Source organism: Photobacterium sp. GJ3, from assembly GCF_018199995.1.
Classification (GTDB): domain Bacteria; phylum Pseudomonadota; class Gammaproteobacteria; order Enterobacterales; family Vibrionaceae; genus Photobacterium.
Genome location: NZ_CP073578.1, coordinates 1,548,710 through 1,568,797, shown reverse-complemented (window position 1 = coordinate 1,568,797; position 20,088 = coordinate 1,548,710). Strand labels below are relative to the sequence as shown.

Below are 20,088 nucleotides of genomic sequence, written 5' to 3'. Positions count from 1 at the left end.
ATGATTAGCAGATTTGCCACGCTAAAAGAAGCCAATTCAAACTGGCTATGCCTTATTCGGCGACACGTTTGGCCAAACGATAAACTTGGCGCGGGCTCAGTTTAAGTAAGCGGGCAGCCTCAACACCGGTGAGCCGTTTGTCACAGATGTCTTGGATGAGCTTGATTCTCAGTAATTCACTGTCAGTCATGGTTAATAGCATCCACGGGCTCCAAACACGGTTAAAGAAAGCGTGTTTTGAAGCTAGAACAACATGACATTTCAATCTGGCTCAAACCTGACATTTCTAACTAGATCTTACACCTTAAGTACGTATTATGTACATTATGTTAAATGGAGTGTCCGGTAGCTCCATTATCAACCGTCTTTGGGAACCCCGCACCTGCTCTTTTTAAGCATGACGTCGTTGAAAAACGAGCCATTTAACCATAACGCTGATTTACCATAAAATAGGTAATTAACACTTTATTGAAGTTCTGCTGCAAATGGTCAGTTTGCCTGGTCCTTCAATGATCGTGTAATTACCTGGACCAAACGAACGCGAAAACGTTCGTTTGGTCCGGTGATCAGATCAACTCAGCGTACATACTGAGCATCTTATCCAGCTCAGGCACACGGATTGGCTTGGCAAGAAACCCATCCATCCCAGCTTTACTGTATTCAATCTGATCAGAATGCATGGCATTTGCCGTTAATGCGATGATTGGCAGTTTCAAATGGTTCTCTCTGATCTTTCGGGTCGCTTCCATGCCGTCCATCACCGGCATTGAAATATCCATCAAGATTAAATCGAAGCATTCCGGCGATGCGGACACCATGTCCAACGCAATCTGCCCGTTATCCGCAACCTCAACATGATGGCCACGTTTTTCAAGCATCAGTTTAGCGACCATCTGATTGGTTTGGCTATCTTCCGCGAGTAATATTTTCAGCGGACGTCGAAGCGCTTTGGCTGGCTGATAAACACTTTTTTCTTCCCGGACTTCCGTTTCTTTAATGGGCAAATGGATTGTAAAACAGCTACCTTGACCTAAGGTACTCTGAAGCGAGATTCTCCCTTCCATTTTTTCCAGCAGATGTCGGCTGATCGCTAATCCCAAACCCGTGCCACCATACTTGCGTGTGATGCTACCGTCAGCCTGAACAAACGGATTAAAAAGATTTTTCTGCGCTTCGGCTGAGATGCCAATACCTGTATCAATTACATTTACGGTCAGATCTTCACCTTCCGTGGAAACTGTGACACGCACCGAGCCCTGGTCAGTAAATTTAATCGCGTTCCCAATCAGGTTAAACATGACCTGCGTCACCCGATTTTTGTCACCCAGCATTTGCTTCGGAACGAAATCATCTATCGAGACACTGAGAGAAATATCCTTCTTAATGGCCTGATCTTCAAGCTGCTCAACAACAAGATTCACGCAATCGACAACAGACATTGGCTCGAGATACAAATCAAACTTCCCAGATTCAATTCTGGAAAGATCGAGAATGTCGTTAATGATCGTTAACAGGAGCTGTGCCGATTGCTCCATTTGATTAATCCATTTCAGCTGCTCGAAATTCAATCCTGAATCAGCCAATGTATCCATCAGGCCTAACACAGCATTGAGTGGTGTCCTGATTTCATGGCTCATCATGGCTAAAAATTGTGATTTCGCTGCGTTCGCAGACTCTGCCTGTTGTCTGGCTTGCTGAAGTTCAACTAAACGTTGCTTCTTGCTGGTAATATCTTTTGCAGTGCCACGGTATCCCCGGAGTTCACCGTGTTTACTGAAATATGGGCTGGCGCTGAAACTGATCCATGCCCCGCCCTCGTTACCAGGCAATTGCCATTCCAGATCTTCAAAATCTTCGTTCTTCAGCAGTTTATTCCGGAGCTTCGTCTGAAAGTCTTTTTCGCCATCGAATAAATCTAGCAAGCTCTTTTTGTCGATCACATGGTTAGAAAGATCGGGCGCAGAGATGTAAGTAAAACGAAACTCCGTATCAATTTCCCAGAACCAGTCACCCACAGTATTCGCGAAATCTTTAAAGCGCTGCTGACTGTGCAAGAGTTCCTGAGTCCGGACAGTAACCAAGGTCTGTAATCGCTCTCGGTAATCGATATCAATGATGGCACGCTCCAAAAGCGGTCTGAAGCGAGACAACACTCGTTTACATGAGGCGCCAAACTGGCCAGGTTTGGAGTGAATGAATAAAAGCAATGCATCCCCAGAACTGACTTTAACCCCCGTCATCAATACTGAACGGCAAAGCTGGATTCGATCATCCGGTAATTTCCGGAACTCCGCCACTCGTGCCGGATCAAACAATGCAATACTTTCGCCATTCATTGCACGAATAAAGGTCTGGCTGACTTCCCACTGACATCCTTCGAAATGAACACAAGTCGTGACCAGCTCTTCCAACTGAGAAGTCTCATCTTCCCGGGTCAACACCAGTGCGTGTTCAAAGCCAATATACTTACGTAATACCGCAAGAAGGCTGTTAAAAACCTGGCGCTTGTTATTGGCGCCAGCCATCGCAGACATGCCAGCTAAGATCGCTGAATACTCATCTCTGAGCTGTTTTTCCCGTTCCTGACTCCGGAGCAGTGCAAGCAGGGTTTCCTGTAATGTTTCTGTTTCTCTCCCTGTCATGCGTATTATTCCCGATAAAATAAAACTTTCGAAATCATCAAATTGCCATGTTCATTTTCACCACCGATGAATTGCCCCTGCTCACCAAAGGTAAAGGGACAAATATAAGGCGCTTCACGCATTGCCTGACGCATTTTATCAGCAACCTGAGCCATTCTGGGTTTCACCTGAAGCATACATCCCGCACAATAAATACTGATGCCACCAATGGTTTCGATCTCATCATGCCCCTCACTCAACAGGCCATCCACATTACGGCCGGCACGATTGATCAGATTATCTTCCGTCCCGGTCATTAAATAGAACCGCTCTCCTTCCTTTATAGAGGCAAACAATGTGATCCCACCACGTTCAGTCACAGAATTGGGATGTGCCAGCTTAAAATACGGTAAACCATGCAAGTTCCCTGCAACTCTCCCCAACGGATGGAGTGCTGATAACGACATAATTGACTCACCGAAACGCAGAGGTTGAGCAATCCATTCTTCATACACTTCTTTTGCAGGCCGATGATCTAACTCGAGAATCTCTCTGCCTTCAATTTTGGTCGCGACGGCTGACAACTCTGTTTTCGCATATCCGGACTGAAATGAAAAACTCACCTCACAAGACGGATAAAACACACTGACCGCTACGCCTTCAGTGGCCGTATGATCCTGAGTGAATAACTGCCATTGTCCAGACACGTGTGTATCTGCCGCGCTCCCGCCAATGATGGGTACAGGGGTCCCAAACTCTTGAGAAATCGCTTCAATGGCTTCTTCCTCGGCACCGGGGCTGGCATGCAGCAATATCATGGACGGCAGTTCTCCGGAACGCCCTGTGTTTTGAATGGCTTTCAATACAGCCTGTCTGGCCATTTGTCCCGACTGTTGATGGGTCGAGACCAACGCAGAACCATAGGCGCCGTTAAAATCAAAAACAGCCCAAAGCCCAATCACTTGATCAGGAAAATAACCCTGGTCGGTTAAAATGCCCTGGCAGGAAGAACATCCTAAAATTTGCGTATCCGGGAAATGATCGGTCAGGAGCTGACGGATGCGAGCAGCGTCATCGTGCCCTGAGAAATAGACAAGCAAAAGGCTTGGGCGCACCAACCTGGCTTTCAGTTTTTCAACTGCCTCGCCAATCGCGGACTCTGTAACATCCAAAGTAGAGTAACTGGTAACAATTTCCATGCTTCTTTCGCGGTTGCTAATGTATCTTCCACATAATAGACAGTTTCAATTTGAGGATCAGCAGGCGATTGAATTTTTATCAAAAAAACTCTTAAGTCTGCGTGCAATCTACCGTTATTAGTAGTTACCGACACTTACAGAAGCAGATACGGACATGACAAAACAACCAGTGATTATCGTTACAGAAGGAACATCAACCTTAGGTGCACGTATCTGCAAAGAAATTGCAGCAACCCAATCCATCGTGATTGCACTGAGTACGAACGAAAATGAAGGCTACGATTTAGTCGCATCAGATCCACGAGTTCGCTTTCGTCAGGCAAACAGTCAGAAAGAGTCCGATGTTCGCGCTGTACTGGAAGAAGTCGAAGCACAATTCGGCAGACTTGATGCACTGATATATAACCCACCCAGCACACCTCCCGGCCATCTCACTTCATTTCATGAACTGGATTTGTTCGACTGGAATCAAGCGCTTCATCAACAATTAACTGCGGCAGTTTTCTCTGCACAATTGAGCTACCCTTTACTGAAATCTTCTCAGGGCGCAATCGTGAACGTGATTCCGACACCGAATGAAGATGACCGACACAGCGAAGTGCTGTCTGTGTGCAGTCAGGGACTGATCGGTTTGTCCGAATCACTGGCGAATAGCCTGGCACCTTCTGTCCGGGTTCATGCGGTATGCCACTATCTGAATCGATCAACAGATGAAAAAAATGATGTAAATCAATACAGTGATGTTGCTGCTATGGTACGTTTTCTGGTGAGCAAAGAAACAGCACATATCAACGGACAAGTTTTTAAAGTCACTGACCGCGCTTTAGAGAAAAAACACACTTAACTAACAAATGATCTCATGCGTCTTATTTTTAGCGCTAAATAATCATAAGTTGATGTTTATAAACAATTTTATCAAATCAAAAACTCAAAATATAAATCATCTTTTCAGTTTCAACTTTCACTAAATAACCGGAAGTATCCTTTGCATTGGCAGGGAGTGAAAAATCTCCTATTTTGAATGAGTTGGATGTATCCAGTACAATCTTTGTAACAGATTCAAGATTTCTGGCTGAAATCAGGTTGGCTTCCATATTCCCCAGAGACATTGGCAATACCAAGCGGTATTGATTTCCACCTTTATCAGCTAAATAAAATAAGCGCATTTCATTCTGCCTGTTTACGGATAGATCAACACAATCCCCTGTATCACTCTGGCAACTTACAGCAATTTCATCTGCAACCTCGGATTGATCGTATGTAATTGTTCTCCATGTAAATGCTGTGATCAACACTGCAAGTAAGAAGAGAATTTGAATGAGCCTCGCTTTCGTTAATTTTTGTGCGGCCATGATTGTATACATTTCCCATGTTACAGAGTTCAAATTTTTCGCAGAAAAACAGTGCGCCTTAACAAGTGCGCCACCATCACACTGTCATTCATTTTCTATCTAAAGTATTATGCGTGCTGAAAATGCCACTTTTACAACAAAATAGCAATTTCCGTGTCGAATTGGTTATAAAAACAACACTGGATATTGCTAAGCTTTGGGTGGCATTGCGAAATATAGTTGTTCGCATAGAAACAAGAGTGTAGTTGAAAATTTTTAGTGGAAGCATGCAACATGAGCCAAGTAAAGCAGCTTGATCAAAACTACAACTATACGGTCGTCCGCCAATTCACTATAGCCACCATACTGTGGGGAATTGTCGGAATGAGCGTTGGTGTATTTATTGCCGCTCAGTTGGTATGGCCGGCACTTAACTTTGACACCCCTTGGTTGACATACAGCCGTTTGCGTCCGCTGCATACTAATGCAGTGATTTTCGCATTTGGTACCAGTGCACTGTTCGCGACATCCTACTATGTCGTTCAGCGCACCTGTCAAACCACGTTATTTGGTGGCAAGTTAGCGGCGTTTACCTTCTGGGGATGGCAAGCCGTTATCCTGTCTGCAGTGGTCACACTGCCGTTAGGATTAACAACCAGTAAAGAATATGCAGAGCTGGAGTGGCCAATCGATGTCTTGATCGCCATCGTATGGGTTGCTTACGCTGTCGTATTCTTTGGTACGATGATTAAACGAAAAACCTCCCACATCTATGTGGCAAACTGGTTCTTCGGTGCCTTCATCCTGACCGTTGCAGTTCTGCACATCGTAAACAGCATGGCGATTCCTGTCTCGATGACGAAGTCATACTCTGTTTACTCCGGTGCAGTCGATGCGATGGTTCAATGGTGGTATGGACATAACGCTGTAGGATTCCTCCTTACTGCCGGCTTCCTGGGAATGATGTACTACTTCGTTCCGAAACAAGCGGGTCGTCCTGTTTATTCCTACCGTCTGTCCATCGTGCACTTCTGGGCACTGATTTCTCTGTATATCTGGGCAGGTCCGCACCACCTTCACTATACTGCCCTGCCAGACTGGACTCAGTCGCTGGGTATGGTGATGTCGCTGGTTCTGTTTGCACCGTCTTGGGGCGGCATGATCAACGGTATCATGACCCTGTCCGGTGCCTGGCACAAACTGCGTTATGACCCGATTCTGCGCTTCCTGGTTGTCTCTCTGTCGTTCTACGGCATGTCAACCTTCGAAGGCCCGATGATGGCGATTAAAACAGTCAACGCCCTGTCGCATTATACAGACTGGACCATCGGTCACGTACACTCAGGTGCATTGGGTTGGGTTGCCATGGTTTCAATCGGTTCGGTATATCACCTGATTCCAAAACTCTTTGGTCAGGAGCGCATGTACTCAATCAAACTGATTAACGTTCACTTCTGGCTGGCAACAATCGGGACTGTATTGTACATCGTTGCAATGTGGATCTCTGGTGTAATGCAAGGCCTGATGTGGCGTGCAGTGAACACCGACGGAACCCTGACATACAGCTTTGTTGAAGCACTTCAGGCTTCTTATCCGTTCTACTTCGTGCGCTTCTGTGGTGGTCTGATCTTCGTTGCAGGTATGCTTCTGATGGCTTACAACGCCTACAGAACTATCGCTGCACCACGAGACAGCCTGAAAGCCATTGAGCAACCAGCATAAGGAGTAAAACAGATGAGCTTTCGTCACGAACTTGTTGAAAAAAATGCTGGTTTGCTGGCCATTCTGATCATCATTGCGATCAGCTTGGGTGCTCTGGTAGAAATTACCCCCTGATCTATCAGGACCAGACCACTGAGCCAGTTGAAAACCTACGCCCATATACCGCTCTGGAAATGGAAGGCCGTGATATTTACATCCGTGAAGGTTGTACCGTATGTCACAGCCAGATGGTCCGCCCTTTCCGTTCTGAAACGGAACGTTACGGCCACTACTCTGTTGCTGGTGAGAGTGTCTGGGAACACCCATTCCTGTGGGGGTCAAAACGTACGGGGCCTGATCTGGCACGTGTTGGTGGTCGTTATTCTGATGAATGGCATCGCGTTCACTTGATCAATCCACGTGATGTTGTGCCTGAATCAAATATGCCTGGCTTCCCTTGGCTGGAAACCAACAAACTTGACGGGGAATTCACTTCTCAGAAACTGGCGCTGTTCCGCGATCGTTTTGGTGTTCCATACACAGATGAACAAATCGCAACAGCTGGTGATGACGTGAGAGGCAAGACTGAAATGGACGCACTTATTGCTTACCTTCAGTCTTTAGGTCACGCGATGAAGTAAGGAGGCACCATGGATATTGGAACCATTCATAGCATTTGGACAGTCATCCTGTTCGGCAGCTTTATTGGTATTGTCCTTTGGGCCTATAGCAAACGCCGTAAATCTCAATTCGAAGAAGCTGCAAACCTTGTGTTTGCAGATGAGGATAAAGATACGGCCACGCGTGAAGAAGACAGGAGCAAATAAGAATGTCAACGTTTTGGAGTATATGGGTTTCAGTCATCACGCTTGGCACCCTGGCAGGTATTGCCATTATTCTGGCTTGGTGTAGCCGGGATAAAATGGGCGTTGAAGAAGGTGAAGACATGGGACACGAGTACGATGGTATTCGTGAAATCAATAACCCACTGCCGAAATGGTGGTCCTACATGTTCTGGGGCACCATTATCTTTTCACTGGTTTATCTGGCGCTATATCCGGGCTTAGGAAACTTCAAAGGTTTTCTGGGATGGCAGAGTTCGGACCAGACGGTCCGTACCGTGGCTGAATCAAAAGCATCGATTGCTCAGTCTCAGCACAACAAAGAGCTGGATCAGTATGCCAAGGAACTGGGTGACGCAGAGAAATCCTACGGTGAGCTGTTTAAATCACTTGCCTACGATGAATCTGGAAACAACCTTCGTCCGATTGAAGCGATTGCAGCCGATCAGGATGCTCGTCGTGTCGGTCAGCGTTTGTTCTTGCAAAACTGTGCTCAGTGCCATGGCTCTGACGCACGGGGCCAGCAAGGATTCCCGAATCTGACAGACAACGATTGGCTCTACGGTGGCGAACCGGAAACCATCAAAACGACCATTATGCATGGCCGTCAGGGCGCAATGCCGGCATGGATTGACACGCTGGGCGAACAGGGTGTACAAGAAGTGACCAGCTATGCCCTGAGCCTGTCAGGCCGTAAAGTGAATGCCAAAGAAGCTGCCGCTGGTAAACAACGTTTCGTTGTTTGTGCGGCTTGTCATGGTACAGATGGTAAAGGTAACCCTGCGTTTGGTGCACCGGATCTGACAGATAATATCTGGCTCTTTGGTGGTTCACGCAGCGCCGTCGTTGATACAATCACTCATGGACGCCAAGGTGTGATGCCAGCATGGGAAAACATCCTGGGAGAAGAGAAAGTTCAGCTTATCTCTGCTTATGTCTGGGGTCTGAGCAATAGCGAACAGTAATTTCGATTTCTGTTACGAATCAGTCAATTGTTGACGTTTGCTGACAATTTCACTGAAGCCTTGTCACAGAGCCCCTGTTAAAATCAGGGGCTCTTTTTATTCATACTTAAAGGAATTCAGAATGCAAAAGCCATGGTATAAGCAGTTTTGGCCTTGGTTCATCATTGCGATTCCAGCCACTTCCATTACATACAGTATGACCGCACTGTATCTCTTCTCTCAGAACAAAGTGGATTTGGTCGCAGAGGATTACTATAAGAAAGGAAAAGGCATCAATCAGGACTTTTCCCGCCTCCGTGTTGCAGATGCACTGCATCTTCAGGCGAACATTTCAGTCGCTGAATCCAATATCGTGTTAGCTTTTAATAAAGGTGACTTGAAAGCCTATCCAACCCTGCGTGTTACCTTCACGCATCGTACACTACCCGATCAAGATTTTACCCTGATGGTCAGTCCTGACATGAAAGGCCATTACCGCTTCAGCACAGCTGAGCCCATTGATGGCCCTTGGTTTGTTGAAGTCGAGCCATTCAAAGGCGACTGGAAATTACATGGTCGACTGAACCTCCCTTCCAGTGATCCGATTCAGCTGTTTGGACAAAATCAGGGATGAATACACCTTGCTATCACTGTGGTGATCCAGTTCCGCAGGACACCACTTGGACCGTTGAAATCCTGGGGCAAGCACGTCAAATGTGTTGCCCTGGGTGCGAAGCTGTTGCTCAAACCATTGTAGACAGCGGGCTGACCTCATATTATGAGTACCGGACAGCAACAGCAGACAAAGCTGATCTCGTGCCGCAGCAGTTACAATCATTGTCACTCTACGACAACGAAGATATCCAACAGGATTTCGTCCGTGAAAATGAAAACACCCATGAAGTGACACTGTCACTGGAAGGTGTTTCCTGTGCCGCCTGTGCCTGGCTGATCGAAAAGCACCTCAAGCGAGAAGCTGGCGTGGTCAATATTCGCGTGAATACAACAACCCACCGCGCTTTACTCAGTTGGGATCCCGCACAAACCAAACTGAGCCAACTGCTGTCTGCCATTCATCGTCTGGGTTACAAAGCCGCACCTTTTGAAGCAGATAACCAGGAACAGCACTATCACGACACCATGAAAAGTTACTTGTATCGTTTAGGCATTGCCGGCCTGGCAACGATGCAAGTGATGATGCTGGCGGTTGCACTCTACTTTGAAGTCTTTGGCGATCTGGATGAAACCTTCAGAAACTATTTCCGCTGGGTTAGTCTGCTGTTTGCCACGCCAGTGCTGCTCTACTCTGCACTGCCTTTCTATCTCAACGCCTGGCGGAATTTGAGAGCCAGAACATTAGGGATGGATGTCCCGGTTTCAATTGCATTGATCTTCGCTTATTGTGCCAGCTTGTATGCAACGGTCACCGAGCAAGGAGAAGTATTCTTCGAATCCATCTCCATGTTCACCTTCTTCCTGCTGATCGGTCGGTACCTGGAAATGCGCGCCCGTCGTAAAGCAGCAGCAGCCAGTGCGAACCTGCTGAAGCTGATTCCAGCGATGGCGACCCTTGCAGACGGCAGCCAGATTGCAGCCAAGAGCTTAAAAGTTGGTGACGTTGTCACTGTCCTGCCGGGTGAAAGCCTTCCTGCGGATGGTGTGATTATTTCAGGTAGCAGTGTCATTGATGAATCCATGCTGACCGGTGAACCTTTACCTGTTCGCCGGGAACCAGGCCATGATGTCTATGCCGGAACCATCAACGGAGACGGAAACCTCAGCATTGAAGTCACCCAGGATCGCCAGCATTCACTGATTTCGAACATTATCCGTCTTCAGGATGAAGCGCAGGCATCCAAACCGAAAATTGCCGAAATTGCTGATATCGTCGCCCGTTATTTTGTGGCCACGATTTTGCTCATCTCTGCCTGCACCTGGTTTTATTGGCACCAACACCGGCCTGAAGACGCACTTTGGATCACGCTGGCTGTTCTGGTCGCCACCTGCCCTTGCGCACTTTCACTGGCAACACCGACAGCCCTGACCTGTGCAACCTCAAGGCTTGGTCGTTTTGGCATTCTGCTTCGTCGTGGGCATGTGCTTGAAACACTGTGTAATGTCAATCAGCTCGTCATCGACAAAACAGGAACACTGACAGAAGGCAACGTGCGAATTGTGACCACTGCGTGTTTTTCCGATGTTCCGGAAGATGATGTTCTCTCCATTGCTGCTGAACTCGAGCGCTATGCAAACCACCCGATTGCCCGTGCATTCTCGGCTTACAGAAACGCTGATTTTGCTTTTGACACAGTTGAAAACGAAGTCGGCTTTGGCCTGAAAGGTTTCCGGGCTAATCAGGAATGGCGAATCGGTAAACAGGCATTTGCTTTTACTGATCAAAACCAGATACCTTCTGCTCAGGATTTTCAGGTCTGGCTGACCTGCGAAGGTCAAGCAATTGCAGCATTCCGGCTGGATGACCCAATCCGGAGCGACAGTAAATCTCTCGTGAGTGCATTTCAGGCCGAAGGCATTCAGGTGACCATGCTGACAGGCGATCATTCAGAGAATGCAACCCGTGTTGCAGAAACACTGGCAGTCGACAAACTCATCAGTGGTGCTTCGCCACAGGGAAAACTGCAATACCTTCAATCGCTGGACAAGCGTCAGGTTGCACTCATGATCGGCGATGGCGTCAACGATGCACCTGTTCTGGCCGGTGCCCATTTATCTCTGGCGATGGGCAGCGGAACCGATGTTGCCAAGTCCTCTGCAGATATGGTTTTACTGGGGGATCACCTTGACCGGGTTCTGGAAGCACGCCAGCTGGCAATCAGGACTCGAAAAATCATCCGTGAAAATCTGGCCTGGGCCTTGGGGTATAACCTTGTTATCCTCCCATTAGCTGTCGCGGGACTGGTTGCTCCCTACATTGCTGTACTCGGGATGTCAGCCAGCTCCATCATTGTCGTATCTAACTCGCTGAGGTTGTTAAAAGAAGATGGCTAGCCTGTATTTGCTGATTCCTATTGCCATTATTTTCGTTTGCATCGCCGTGGCCGTATTCATCTGGGCAGTTAAATCTGAACAGTTTGAAGACCTCGAAAGGCAGGGATTTGACATCTTGTTTGATGAAAACGAAGAAAAAAACAAAACATCCGCCACTTCTGAGAAGCCGAGTCATCCTGAAGGTAAGGACCAAGCGTCTTGAGCACGGATTTTTTCGCAGCATTTATGATTGGCCTGCTCGGTGCAGGCCACTGTCTGGGCATGTGCGGTGGTATTGCCGCAGCAATTACACTGGGGATGCCCGGTCAGCAACAACAACGCCGATTCCCGTTTCTGTTGTGTTATAACCTGGGCAGGTTGGTTTCCTACGCCGCTGCGGGCGCACTCATTGGTGGCGCTGTTGCGGGTATGGCTTCGCTCAGTGGCCTCAGCACGACCCTGCTTTACCTTCGCCTGCTCGCGGCGCTCATGATGATTTTACTTGCCCTGTATCTCGGACAATGGTGGCAAGGGGTGACCAAAATTGAAGCTGTTGGGCAAATTCTCTGGCGACGCATTGCCCCACTGGCACAGTCAATGCTGCCACTCAAATCCCCAATTTCAGCATTTCCATTTGGGCTGCTTTGGGGCTGGCTCCCCTGCGGTTTGGTGTATTCAACCCTAAGTTGGGCTGCGGTTGCTGGGAATGCCGTCTCTGGTGCTGGCGTCATGCTTGCCTTTGGCCTTGGCACACTTCCGGCCATGATTTTGGTGGGAACAATGGCTGAACGCCTCAAGCTTTGGCTTTCTAATCAGATATTTAAGAAAACAAGCGCAGTTTTGCTGCTGGTATACGGTATTCACACGGGCTATATCGCAATCACACAATTTTCCTAATGTTTTATACTCGTCATCATGAATAAGAATATGGTAAAGTGAACTCAGTATCCGAGCTTGGTTAGGCCATAGTTTATGAATCCAGATAAAATCCCCACAAAACGTATCCAGTCAGGCGGATGTGCAATCCATTGTCAGGATTGTAGTATCAGCCAGTTATGCATTCCCTTTACACTGAATGAGTCGGAGTTAGATCAACTCGACAGCATCATTGAACGTAAAAAACCGATTCAAAAAGGCCAGGAACTTTTCAAGGCCGGGGATGAACTGAAATCGCTGTATGCGATTCGTTCTGGCACGGTAAAAACCTACACCATTACCGAGCAAGGCGACGAACAAATCACAGCATTTCATCTGGCAGGGGATCTTGTTGGTTTTGATGCAATCAACAACAACAAACACCAGAGTTTTGCACAATCACTTGAAACGTCCATGGTGTGTGAAATTCCTTTTGAAACGCTGGATGATCTGGCGGGCGAAATGCCCAAACTCAGACAACAAATTATGCGATTGATGAGTCATGAGATCAAAAGCGATCAAAATATGATTCTGCTACTGTCGAAGAAAAATGCAGAAGAACGTCTGGCTGCATTCCTATACGATCTCTCCTGCCGATTCTCAGAACGTGGCTTCTCGGCGCGGGAGTTCCGGTTAACCATGACACGCGGCGATATTGGTAACTATCTCGGCCTGACCGTGGAAACCATCAGCCGTCTGCTGGGTCGCTTCCAAAAAGCAGAAATCATCGGCGTGAAAGGCAAATACATCACGATCCATCAACGTGAGCAGCTTGCAGAACTTGCTGGCGCTAACACCTGTAAATAAATTAACCAACAATTGGTGGGCTTGATGCCCATCAATTTTTCCTGAATTTCCTTTCTAAAGTCCTCAACTTATTCGCAGCAATCCATTACAGTGAATATACTAATCTGAATACAAAGCTTTTTTCTGGTCAGACGATTGCTATTCCGTCGAGAAAGGGGGCAGTTATGAATGTGTATAAGAATATTCTGGTCGTCGCAGATCCACTTCAGGATCATCAGCCTGCTCTGTCACGCGCAGTCCACCTCTCAGAAAAGTCCGATCAAGCCCGTATCACGGTATTTCTTGCCATCTATGACTTTTCATATGAAATGACCTCAATGCTCTCTTCTGACGAACGTCAGGCCATGCGTCGCGGGGTTGTTCAACAGCGGGAAGAATGGCTAAAAGACATTACTCGTCCTCATACAGAGAATGGCTTTGAGATTGATATCGTTGTGGTTTGGCATAACCGACCCTATGAGGCCATCATTGCTGAAGTTTACAGCCAGCATCATGACCTGCTCATTAAAGCAACCCATGAACACGACAAAATCGGTTCTGTGATTTTCACACCTACGGACTGGCACTTATTGCGGAAGTGTCCCTGCCCTGTCCTGCTGGTCAAAGAACACAGCTGGCCAGAAAACGGAAAGGTACTCGCCTGTGTGAACCTGGCTGCGGAAAACGATACCCATGAGGCCCTGAACGACAAAATTGTGCAAGAAGCGCAGTCTTTATCAGCGGTCTTGAATGCAGAGGTCAATCTGGTCAATGCCTATCCGGCAACGCCGGTCAACATTACCATTGAACTGCCTGAATTTGACCCGGCTACTTACACAGATGCTGTTCGCGGACACCATCTGACCAGTATGAAAGCCCTGCGGCAAAAGCATGGGATTGATGAGGAGAATACACATGTGGTTGAAGGACTGCCAGAAGATGTCATCCCCAAAGTTGCCGAAGAATTGGATGCTGAATTGGTGATCCTGGGCACAACGGGCAGAACCGGAATCTCTGCTGTTTTCATCGGGAATACCGCCGAGCACACCATCGACAGCCTGAACTGCGATCTGCTGGCTCTGAAGCCTGAAGGTTACATCAGCCCACTGGACCCAAATCAATAACCGCACTCCGCCGCCTCTTCCACGAGGCGGCGATTAAAATTCACTTCCATGCACGCCATGTTGCCTATTCTGCATAAAACAAACTGGAATCCGTCACAAGAATCCGTATCATACGCGCCATACTTTTCCATACCGGAGACAGACAAATGATTCCCAACGGACCATTGTCTGCATTTTCCGGAACAAAATGTGAAATGAAGATTTTTCGTCGCATGCCCTCGGTTTGCTATGCGACAGCAACAGAGACATAAAATGAATCCAAATCAAGAGCTTACAAAGGCACAGAAATACAACTTTGACAAGTTGCAAAAGAAACTGCGCCGCAACACGGGTCAGGCGATTGCAGACTTCAACATGATTGAAGATGGTGATCGCATTATGGTTTGTCTGTCCGGCGGTAAAGACAGTTACACCATGCTTGAGATGCTCAGTAGCCTGCAGCGTAGTGCCCCTGTCAGCTTTGAATTGATTGCGGTAAATCTGGATCAGAAACAGCCGGGTTTCCCGGAGCATATCCTGCCTGAATACCTGGAATCTATTGGTGTCGAGTACAAAATCGTCAATGAAGATACCTACTCGATCGTGAAAGAAAAAGTGCCGGAAGGGAAAACAACCTGTTCACTGTGTTCTCGTCTGCGTCGCGGCATTTTATACCGGACAGCCAAAGAACTTGGTGCAACCAAGATTGCTCTGGGTCACCACAGAGATGACATGCTAGAAACACTGTTTCTGAACATGTTCTATGGCGGAAAAATGAAAGGGATGCCTCCAAAACTGGTTTCCGATAATGGCGAGCATGTGGTGATTCGTCCGCTGGCATACTGCCGTGAGAAAGAGATTGAACGCTATTCCGAAATGAAAGCTTTCCCAATCATTCCTTGTAACCTGTGCGGCTCTCAACCCAACCTGCAGCGTCAGGTCATCAAAGAAATGTTGCGTGACTGGGACAAACGCTATCCAGGGCGCATCGAAACCATGTTTACTGCGATGCAAAACGTGGTGCCTTCGCATCTTGCTGATTTCAATCTGTTTGATTTTAAATCCATCGATAAAGATTCAGGCGCGATCAATGGAGGCGATATCGCTTTTGATAAAGAAGAGTTACCTGCTACCCCGGCCATTCAGGATGAGGTTGCTGAGTTTGATCCAGGTGAAAAACTGGATATCCTTCAGGTCAATTAACCAACTTTGACGATAAAGCCGCACTTCATTCTGCGGCTTTATCATTCTTAGCCCGCATCTCAGCCTCAAATCCCAAACGCTGCCCCTGACTTGTTCTCCATGAAACGATGATTGCTGTAAAGCCGTCATCTGAAGACAAACATGCTACTTCTGAGTGATTTATTTTAACAAAACGCTAAACTTACAATGAAAAACGGGCTGCTATGTGGCAACATTCGCCGTATGATACACAATGTATCTCGGTACTGCTGTATTCTGGTCCTTATCATCACATGAGCCACAACGGCTCACCGCTACATAACGCATTTATCGCTGAATGGACGACCAGTATTTTTCAGCATGGCACCTTAAGGTTTCTGAGCTGTATCTATTGAAACCCGTGTTTTTTCGCCTGACACATGCTGATGATAAGAGACACAAAACAACATTCGATCCAATCTGCAGTGGTCCTGCACGCCACGAGTCACAATAAAGGATTAAAAATGACTTATTACCAAAAACTGGAACAACATGCCCAAAAGCTTTCCCGAATCTCTCATCTATCAGCCATCTGCAGCTGGGATCAGGCTGCCAAAATGCCTGAAGGCGGCAATGCTGCACGGTCTGAAGCTATGGCTGAGCTGGCGTTGATCCACCATGAGCTGGCAACAGCACCTCAATTAGCTGAGTGGTACGAAAAAGCGGCTGCTGAATCATTGTCTGCTGAGCAGAAAATCAGCCTCAAAGAAATGAAACGCCGGTGGCAAATGGAAAACCTGCTCCCCTCTGAGCTGGTCGAGCAAAAATCACTCGCGGGCTCTGCCTGTGAGCATGCATGGCGCACACAGCGCAAAGAGAATAACTGGCATGAGTTCAGCCAGAACCTGGAAAAAGTCGTGCAATTAGCCCGGAAGGAAGCACAAATCCGTGCAGAAGCCACAGGACTGAGCCGCTATGACGCGATGTTGGATCTGTATGAGCCGGGAATGACTTGTGAAAAAATCGACCAGATTTTTGGGGATGTCAAAACCTGGCTGCCACAGCTGATTCAGGATGTACGTCAGAAACAATTGAGTGACGAAGTCATCACACCCAAAGGTCCATTCCCTGTCGCACAGCAGAAAACGCTCAGCCTGGACATTATGGGGAAACTCGGTTTCGACTTTAAACACGGCCGCCTGGACGTCAGTACTCACCCTTTCTGCGGCGGTGTCCCAACAGACGTTCGGATCACCACGCGTTATGACGAAGCAGACTTCACCAGCGCGCTCATGGGTGTCATTCATGAAACAGGCCATGCCCGTTACGAGCAGGGATTACCTGTTCAGTGGGCTGGCTTACCTGTGGGTGAAGCACGCTCAATGGGCGTTCATGAATCCCAGAGTCTGTTCTTTGAAATGCAGTTATCACGCAGCCAGCCGTTTATTGAAGTGCTTGCGCCACTTGCCCGTGAAGTCTTCGATCGGAATAACGACAAAGCACTCAGCACCGAGAACATGGCCTTGTACTGCACTCGTGTTGAGCCTGGATACATCCGTGTTGATGCCGATGAAGTGACCTACCCGGCTCATATTATCCTGCGTTATGAAATCGAACGTGATTTGATTGAAGGTAAAATTGAAGTCGCAGATATCCCGGATTTATGGGACAAGAAAATGACAGAATATCTGGGCCTTTCCACGAAAGGAAATTTCACGGATGGCTGTATGCAGGATATCCACTGGACAGATGGCAGCTTTGGCTACTTCCCGTCATACACACTGGGTGCTATGTATGCCGCTCAGTTTATGGCTGCGATGAGCCGTGAAATGAATGTCGAAAACCTGATCCGTGAACGAAACCTGCAACCTATCTTCAATTGGCTCGATAAACACGTCTGGAAAAAAGCCAGCTTCCTGTCAACGGATGATCTGCTGAAAGAAGCGACGGGAGAAAGTCTGAACCCGACCTTCTTCAAAACGCATCTGGAAAACCGTTACCTGAACAATTGATGAAACCCCACTAGCGCAGCCGTTGGCTGCGCTGAATGGTTTAGCACGGAGTTGAAGCAGTCTGCTGATGAGTTCAGCTCAAGTTTGGACAACCAGTTCAGACAGCTTTGTTGCTCGAGAGCAGGCTTTTTCTTCTTTCTGCATTGCAGTATGAGTCATGCTTCAAGGCCACCAAGCTTGTTGTTATAAAAATGCATATCGCAGGTTCGGTTGGACTCGTTTTTTTGAGGAGCAGCTCAATTACACAAATGCAACCTGTATCCTTCATTATGTTGCATCATCAGCGTGGATAGGTTTCTGGGTTTGGGATTTTATATAGGGATCACTATGTCTGATTTTTTTTCTGAACGTGTAACATTAAAAATGTTGCGCTACTTTTATGAAGTCGCCCAATCTGGTCATTTCAACCAAGCAGCGAAAAACCTCAACATCACGCCATCTCCTCTCAGTGCGCAAATTAAAGAACTAGAATCGATTTTGGGCGTAACATTGTTAGAGCGAACCTCTAGAAGTGTAGTGCTAACGTCACCTGGAGAGATTCTTCACGGCGAATGTGAGCAACTTTTTCGCAGTGTCGACCGCTCTCTCTACCGTGTCCAAAAGGCCAGCCGTGACCTAACCAATACGCTTAAAGTTGGTATGGTCAGCTCGGCATTTTGGGCAGGCTTTGGTCGAATGCTGAAAGAATTTAACCATCTCTATCCTGACTTTAGTGTCGAACTGTTAGAACTCAGCCCTGAACAACAAAAACAACAACTGCTTGAAAAAAAAATTGATGTCGGCCTATCTCGATTTGCCGATGCGTTGAATGTATACCCGCTTATCTCTAAACGAATCACAGATGAAAACTTTGTGATTGCAATGTCAGATGAGCATCCCCTGCGAGCGAAGAAAAAATTGTCCCTTGCGGATCTTAAAGACGAAGAGTTTTCCTTTTTGGTGCAACGAAACTCTGCCTCAGCAGCCTTGGTAATGGACGCTTGTATGCATCAAGGGTTTACCCCGTTGATAAAAAATGAGTTTGTCGAACCAACGACGCTGATGGCTTATGTTTCGACCAGTATGACCATCACCGCAGTCCCGTCTAGTTTTACTCAGCATACTTGGGACCACATTCATTTTGTTAATCTCAAGGAAAACTTACCCGCAGGACTTTGTATGATCTACGATCCTCGCGATATGTCTCCTACCGTCAAAACTTTTACTGGGCAATTTTAATCCATAAAAAATACCCCACTTACAATGAGTGGGGTATGAGTAATACGCTGGATTAGCGTCGATGTCTTCACAGCTACCCCATGCTATATGACTAGGATTTAACTATTTTAAAATTAGGTTGCTTTAGCCGAGTATAAATCTGTGGGAGCAAACTGGTTGCAATCATTAGCCCCATGATGGTGTATTGCGTAGCAGAAAAGACTTCACCGACTAGCAGCATCCCAGACAGGATTCCCGCTATTGGATTAGCAATCCCTCCAAAGGTAAATTCAACTACGGTCATGCGTTGTAGCAACCAAACATACAGTCCATAGGCAATGGCTGTGGTGAAGATGATCAGCCATGCCAGACCTAGGAAGTTTCTCAAACGGATTTCACTCATCAGGCTCCGGTATTGATCTATATCGAACATTGCATGGATGAAAGAAAGCACCAGCAAGAGACTACCACCAATAATCAGTTGCCATGTGAGCACCTTCCACCAATGCATTTCAGAGGCTAGTTGCTTGGTTAAACTGCTGCCGAGTACGAGACACACGATCGCCCCTAGCATCGCCATCAATCCGATTGGATTCAGCGTTAATGAGCTTGGGTTAAACAACACCCAGGCTAAAACAACCAGTAACCCTCCGCTCAACATTTGTATACCCGTAGGTTTCTTTCTCGCCATAATCCAATGAAAAATCATGGCAAAAACCGGAACAGATATCATCCCCACGCCAGACACTGCTGATGGAAGCGTTAAGGCCATAATAAAGATACAAGTAAAGAAAATTGCAATATTGAATATTCCCAATATATTCAATGCTTTCAGTTCTTTAGCAGTCGGCAAAGAAGGGCGAATAAGCAGTAAAAGTAACCCTGCTGGCAATGCTCTTAGTGCGCCAAGCAAGATAGGCGGCCAATCCGGTAAAGTGTACTGGGTCGCCGCATAAGTGGTTCCCCACAAAAAGGCAGGGATCATAGCGAATAGAATGTTCATGGTCAGACGTAAGTTAATATTATGACTGTAAGAAAGAGTGCCCACTTTCAGGAGCTGAAAGTCCAACGTATTGAGCAATTATTGCCTCAATCACGATGTCAGAACCAAGCACGTCATTGTTTGATGCCGCATTCATCACTTCGTCTTGTCCTAAGGAAGCTTAAGCGACGTGACTCTCCAAGCGCCAATCTGGGATATAACCCAGCGTGTGGGTGCCTTTATCGTTGTATAACGCAGAAACTGCCGTGTAAGCAAAACCAAGGAGATCAAGGACGAGTACGGTGG

Annotated in this window: 18 protein-coding genes and 1 pseudogene; 14 read left to right on the top strand and 5 right to left on the bottom strand. The window is 47.2% G+C overall.

The features are described from left to right. Positions 1–52: 52 nt before the first annotated feature. From KDD30_RS24490 to KDD30_RS06955, 3 genes are all read right to left on the bottom strand, one after another. Positions 53–202 carry a helix-turn-helix domain-containing protein gene (locus KDD30_RS24490; protein ID WP_249199233.1) on the bottom strand — a complete coding sequence of 50 codons (150 nt, stop codon included), beginning with the start codon at positions 200–202 and terminating at the stop codon, positions 53–55. A gap of 364 nt (positions 203–566) precedes the next feature. After that, positions 567–2,642, bottom strand: a complete 2,076-nt coding sequence (locus KDD30_RS06960; RefSeq protein ID WP_211648710.1) for an ATP-binding protein — start codon at positions 2,640–2,642, stop codon at positions 567–569. 5 nt (positions 2,643–2,647) lie between these two features. Beyond that, complete coding sequence (locus tag KDD30_RS06955; protein ID WP_211648701.1) at positions 2,648–3,820, bottom strand: FIST signal transduction protein; 1,173 nt, start codon at positions 3,818–3,820, stop codon at positions 2,648–2,650. Positions 3,821–3,974: 154 nt separating this feature from the next. On the opposite strand from KDD30_RS06955, the gene KDD30_RS06950 reads away from it, so the two are divergent. Beyond that, positions 3,975–4,664, top strand: a complete 690-nt coding sequence (locus tag KDD30_RS06950) for an SDR family oxidoreductase (protein ID WP_211648692.1) — start codon at positions 3,975–3,977, stop codon at positions 4,662–4,664. Between the two features lie 76 nt (positions 4,665–4,740). Here the strand turns inward: KDD30_RS06950 and KDD30_RS06945 are convergent, their stop codons facing one another. Continuing rightward, complete coding sequence (locus KDD30_RS06945) at positions 4,741–5,172, bottom strand: hypothetical protein (RefSeq protein WP_211650169.1); 432 nt, start codon at positions 5,170–5,172, stop codon at positions 4,741–4,743. A 273-nt stretch (positions 5,173–5,445) separates the two neighbouring features. Between KDD30_RS06945 and ccoN the strand changes: the two genes are divergently transcribed. The 13 genes and pseudogenes from ccoN (at position 5,446) to KDD30_RS06880 (ending at position 18,821) form a co-directional block, all read left to right on the top strand. Then, positions 5,446–6,873, top strand: coding sequence for a cytochrome-c oxidase, cbb3-type subunit I (gene ccoN, locus KDD30_RS06940; RefSeq protein ID WP_211648690.1), 1,428 nt, complete (start codon positions 5,446–5,448; stop codon positions 6,871–6,873). A 12-nt stretch (positions 6,874–6,885) separates the two neighbouring features. Next, a pseudogene (gene ccoO, locus KDD30_RS06935) lies at positions 6,886–7,493 on the top strand (cytochrome-c oxidase, cbb3-type subunit II). Between the two features lie 9 nt (positions 7,494–7,502). Further along, positions 7,503–7,679, top strand: a complete 177-nt coding sequence (locus KDD30_RS06930; protein ID WP_211648683.1) for a CcoQ/FixQ family Cbb3-type cytochrome c oxidase assembly chaperone — start codon at positions 7,503–7,505, stop codon at positions 7,677–7,679. A 2-nt stretch (positions 7,680–7,681) separates the two neighbouring features. Next, entirely contained in the window at positions 7,682–8,659 is a 978-nt protein-coding gene (gene ccoP, locus KDD30_RS06925) for a cytochrome-c oxidase, cbb3-type subunit III (RefSeq protein ID WP_211648681.1), read from the top strand. Between the two features lie 121 nt (positions 8,660–8,780). Then, positions 8,781–9,272: a FixH family protein gene (locus KDD30_RS06920; RefSeq protein ID WP_211648673.1), complete on the top strand. Its 492-nt coding sequence runs from the start codon at positions 8,781–8,783 to the stop codon at positions 9,270–9,272. After that, positions 9,269–11,647, top strand: a complete 2,379-nt coding sequence (locus KDD30_RS06915; RefSeq protein ID WP_211648664.1) for a heavy metal translocating P-type ATPase — start codon at positions 9,269–9,271, stop codon at positions 11,645–11,647. The genes KDD30_RS06920 and KDD30_RS06915 overlap by 4 nt, the downstream gene beginning before the upstream one ends. Further along, positions 11,640–11,849, top strand: coding sequence for a cbb3-type cytochrome oxidase assembly protein CcoS (ccoS, locus tag KDD30_RS06910; RefSeq protein ID WP_211648656.1), 210 nt, complete (start codon positions 11,640–11,642; stop codon positions 11,847–11,849). Before KDD30_RS06915 ends, ccoS begins: the two co-directional genes overlap by 8 nt. A gap of 23 nt (positions 11,850–11,872) precedes the next feature. Then, positions 11,873–12,523 carry a sulfite exporter TauE/SafE family protein gene (locus KDD30_RS06905; protein ID WP_211649666.1) on the top strand — a complete coding sequence of 217 codons (651 nt, stop codon included), beginning with the start codon at positions 11,873–11,875 and terminating at the stop codon, positions 12,521–12,523. A 75-nt stretch (positions 12,524–12,598) separates the two neighbouring features. Continuing rightward, the gene (locus KDD30_RS06900) at positions 12,599–13,348 is read left to right on the top strand and encodes an FNR family transcription factor (RefSeq protein WP_211648648.1); all 750 of its coding nucleotides are present in this window, start codon (positions 12,599–12,601) and stop codon (positions 13,346–13,348) included. Positions 13,349–13,512: 164 nt separating this feature from the next. Further along, positions 13,513–14,451 (top strand): universal stress protein UspE, encoded by a 939-nt coding sequence (uspE, locus tag KDD30_RS06895; RefSeq protein ID WP_211648646.1) that lies wholly within the window; start codon positions 13,513–13,515, stop codon positions 14,449–14,451. 252 nt (positions 14,452–14,703) lie between these two features. Next, a complete protein-coding gene (gene ttcA, locus KDD30_RS06890; protein ID WP_211648643.1) occupies positions 14,704–15,633 on the top strand; it encodes a tRNA 2-thiocytidine(32) synthetase TtcA in 930 nt (309 codons plus the stop codon). Between the two features lie 482 nt (positions 15,634–16,115). Further along, positions 16,116–17,603, top strand: coding sequence for a carboxypeptidase M32 (locus KDD30_RS06885; protein WP_211648634.1), 1,488 nt, complete (start codon positions 16,116–16,118; stop codon positions 17,601–17,603). A 327-nt stretch (positions 17,604–17,930) separates the two neighbouring features. Beyond that, positions 17,931–18,821 carry a LysR family transcriptional regulator gene (locus KDD30_RS06880; protein ID WP_249199230.1) on the top strand — a complete coding sequence of 297 codons (891 nt, stop codon included), beginning with the start codon at positions 17,931–17,933 and terminating at the stop codon, positions 18,819–18,821. Between the two features lie 91 nt (positions 18,822–18,912). Here KDD30_RS06880 and KDD30_RS06875 read toward each other — a convergent pair whose 3' ends face one another. Beyond that, a complete protein-coding gene (locus KDD30_RS06875) occupies positions 18,913–19,803 on the bottom strand; it encodes a DMT family transporter (RefSeq protein ID WP_211649662.1) in 891 nt (296 codons plus the stop codon). Between the last annotated feature and the right edge of the window lie 285 nt (positions 19,804–20,088).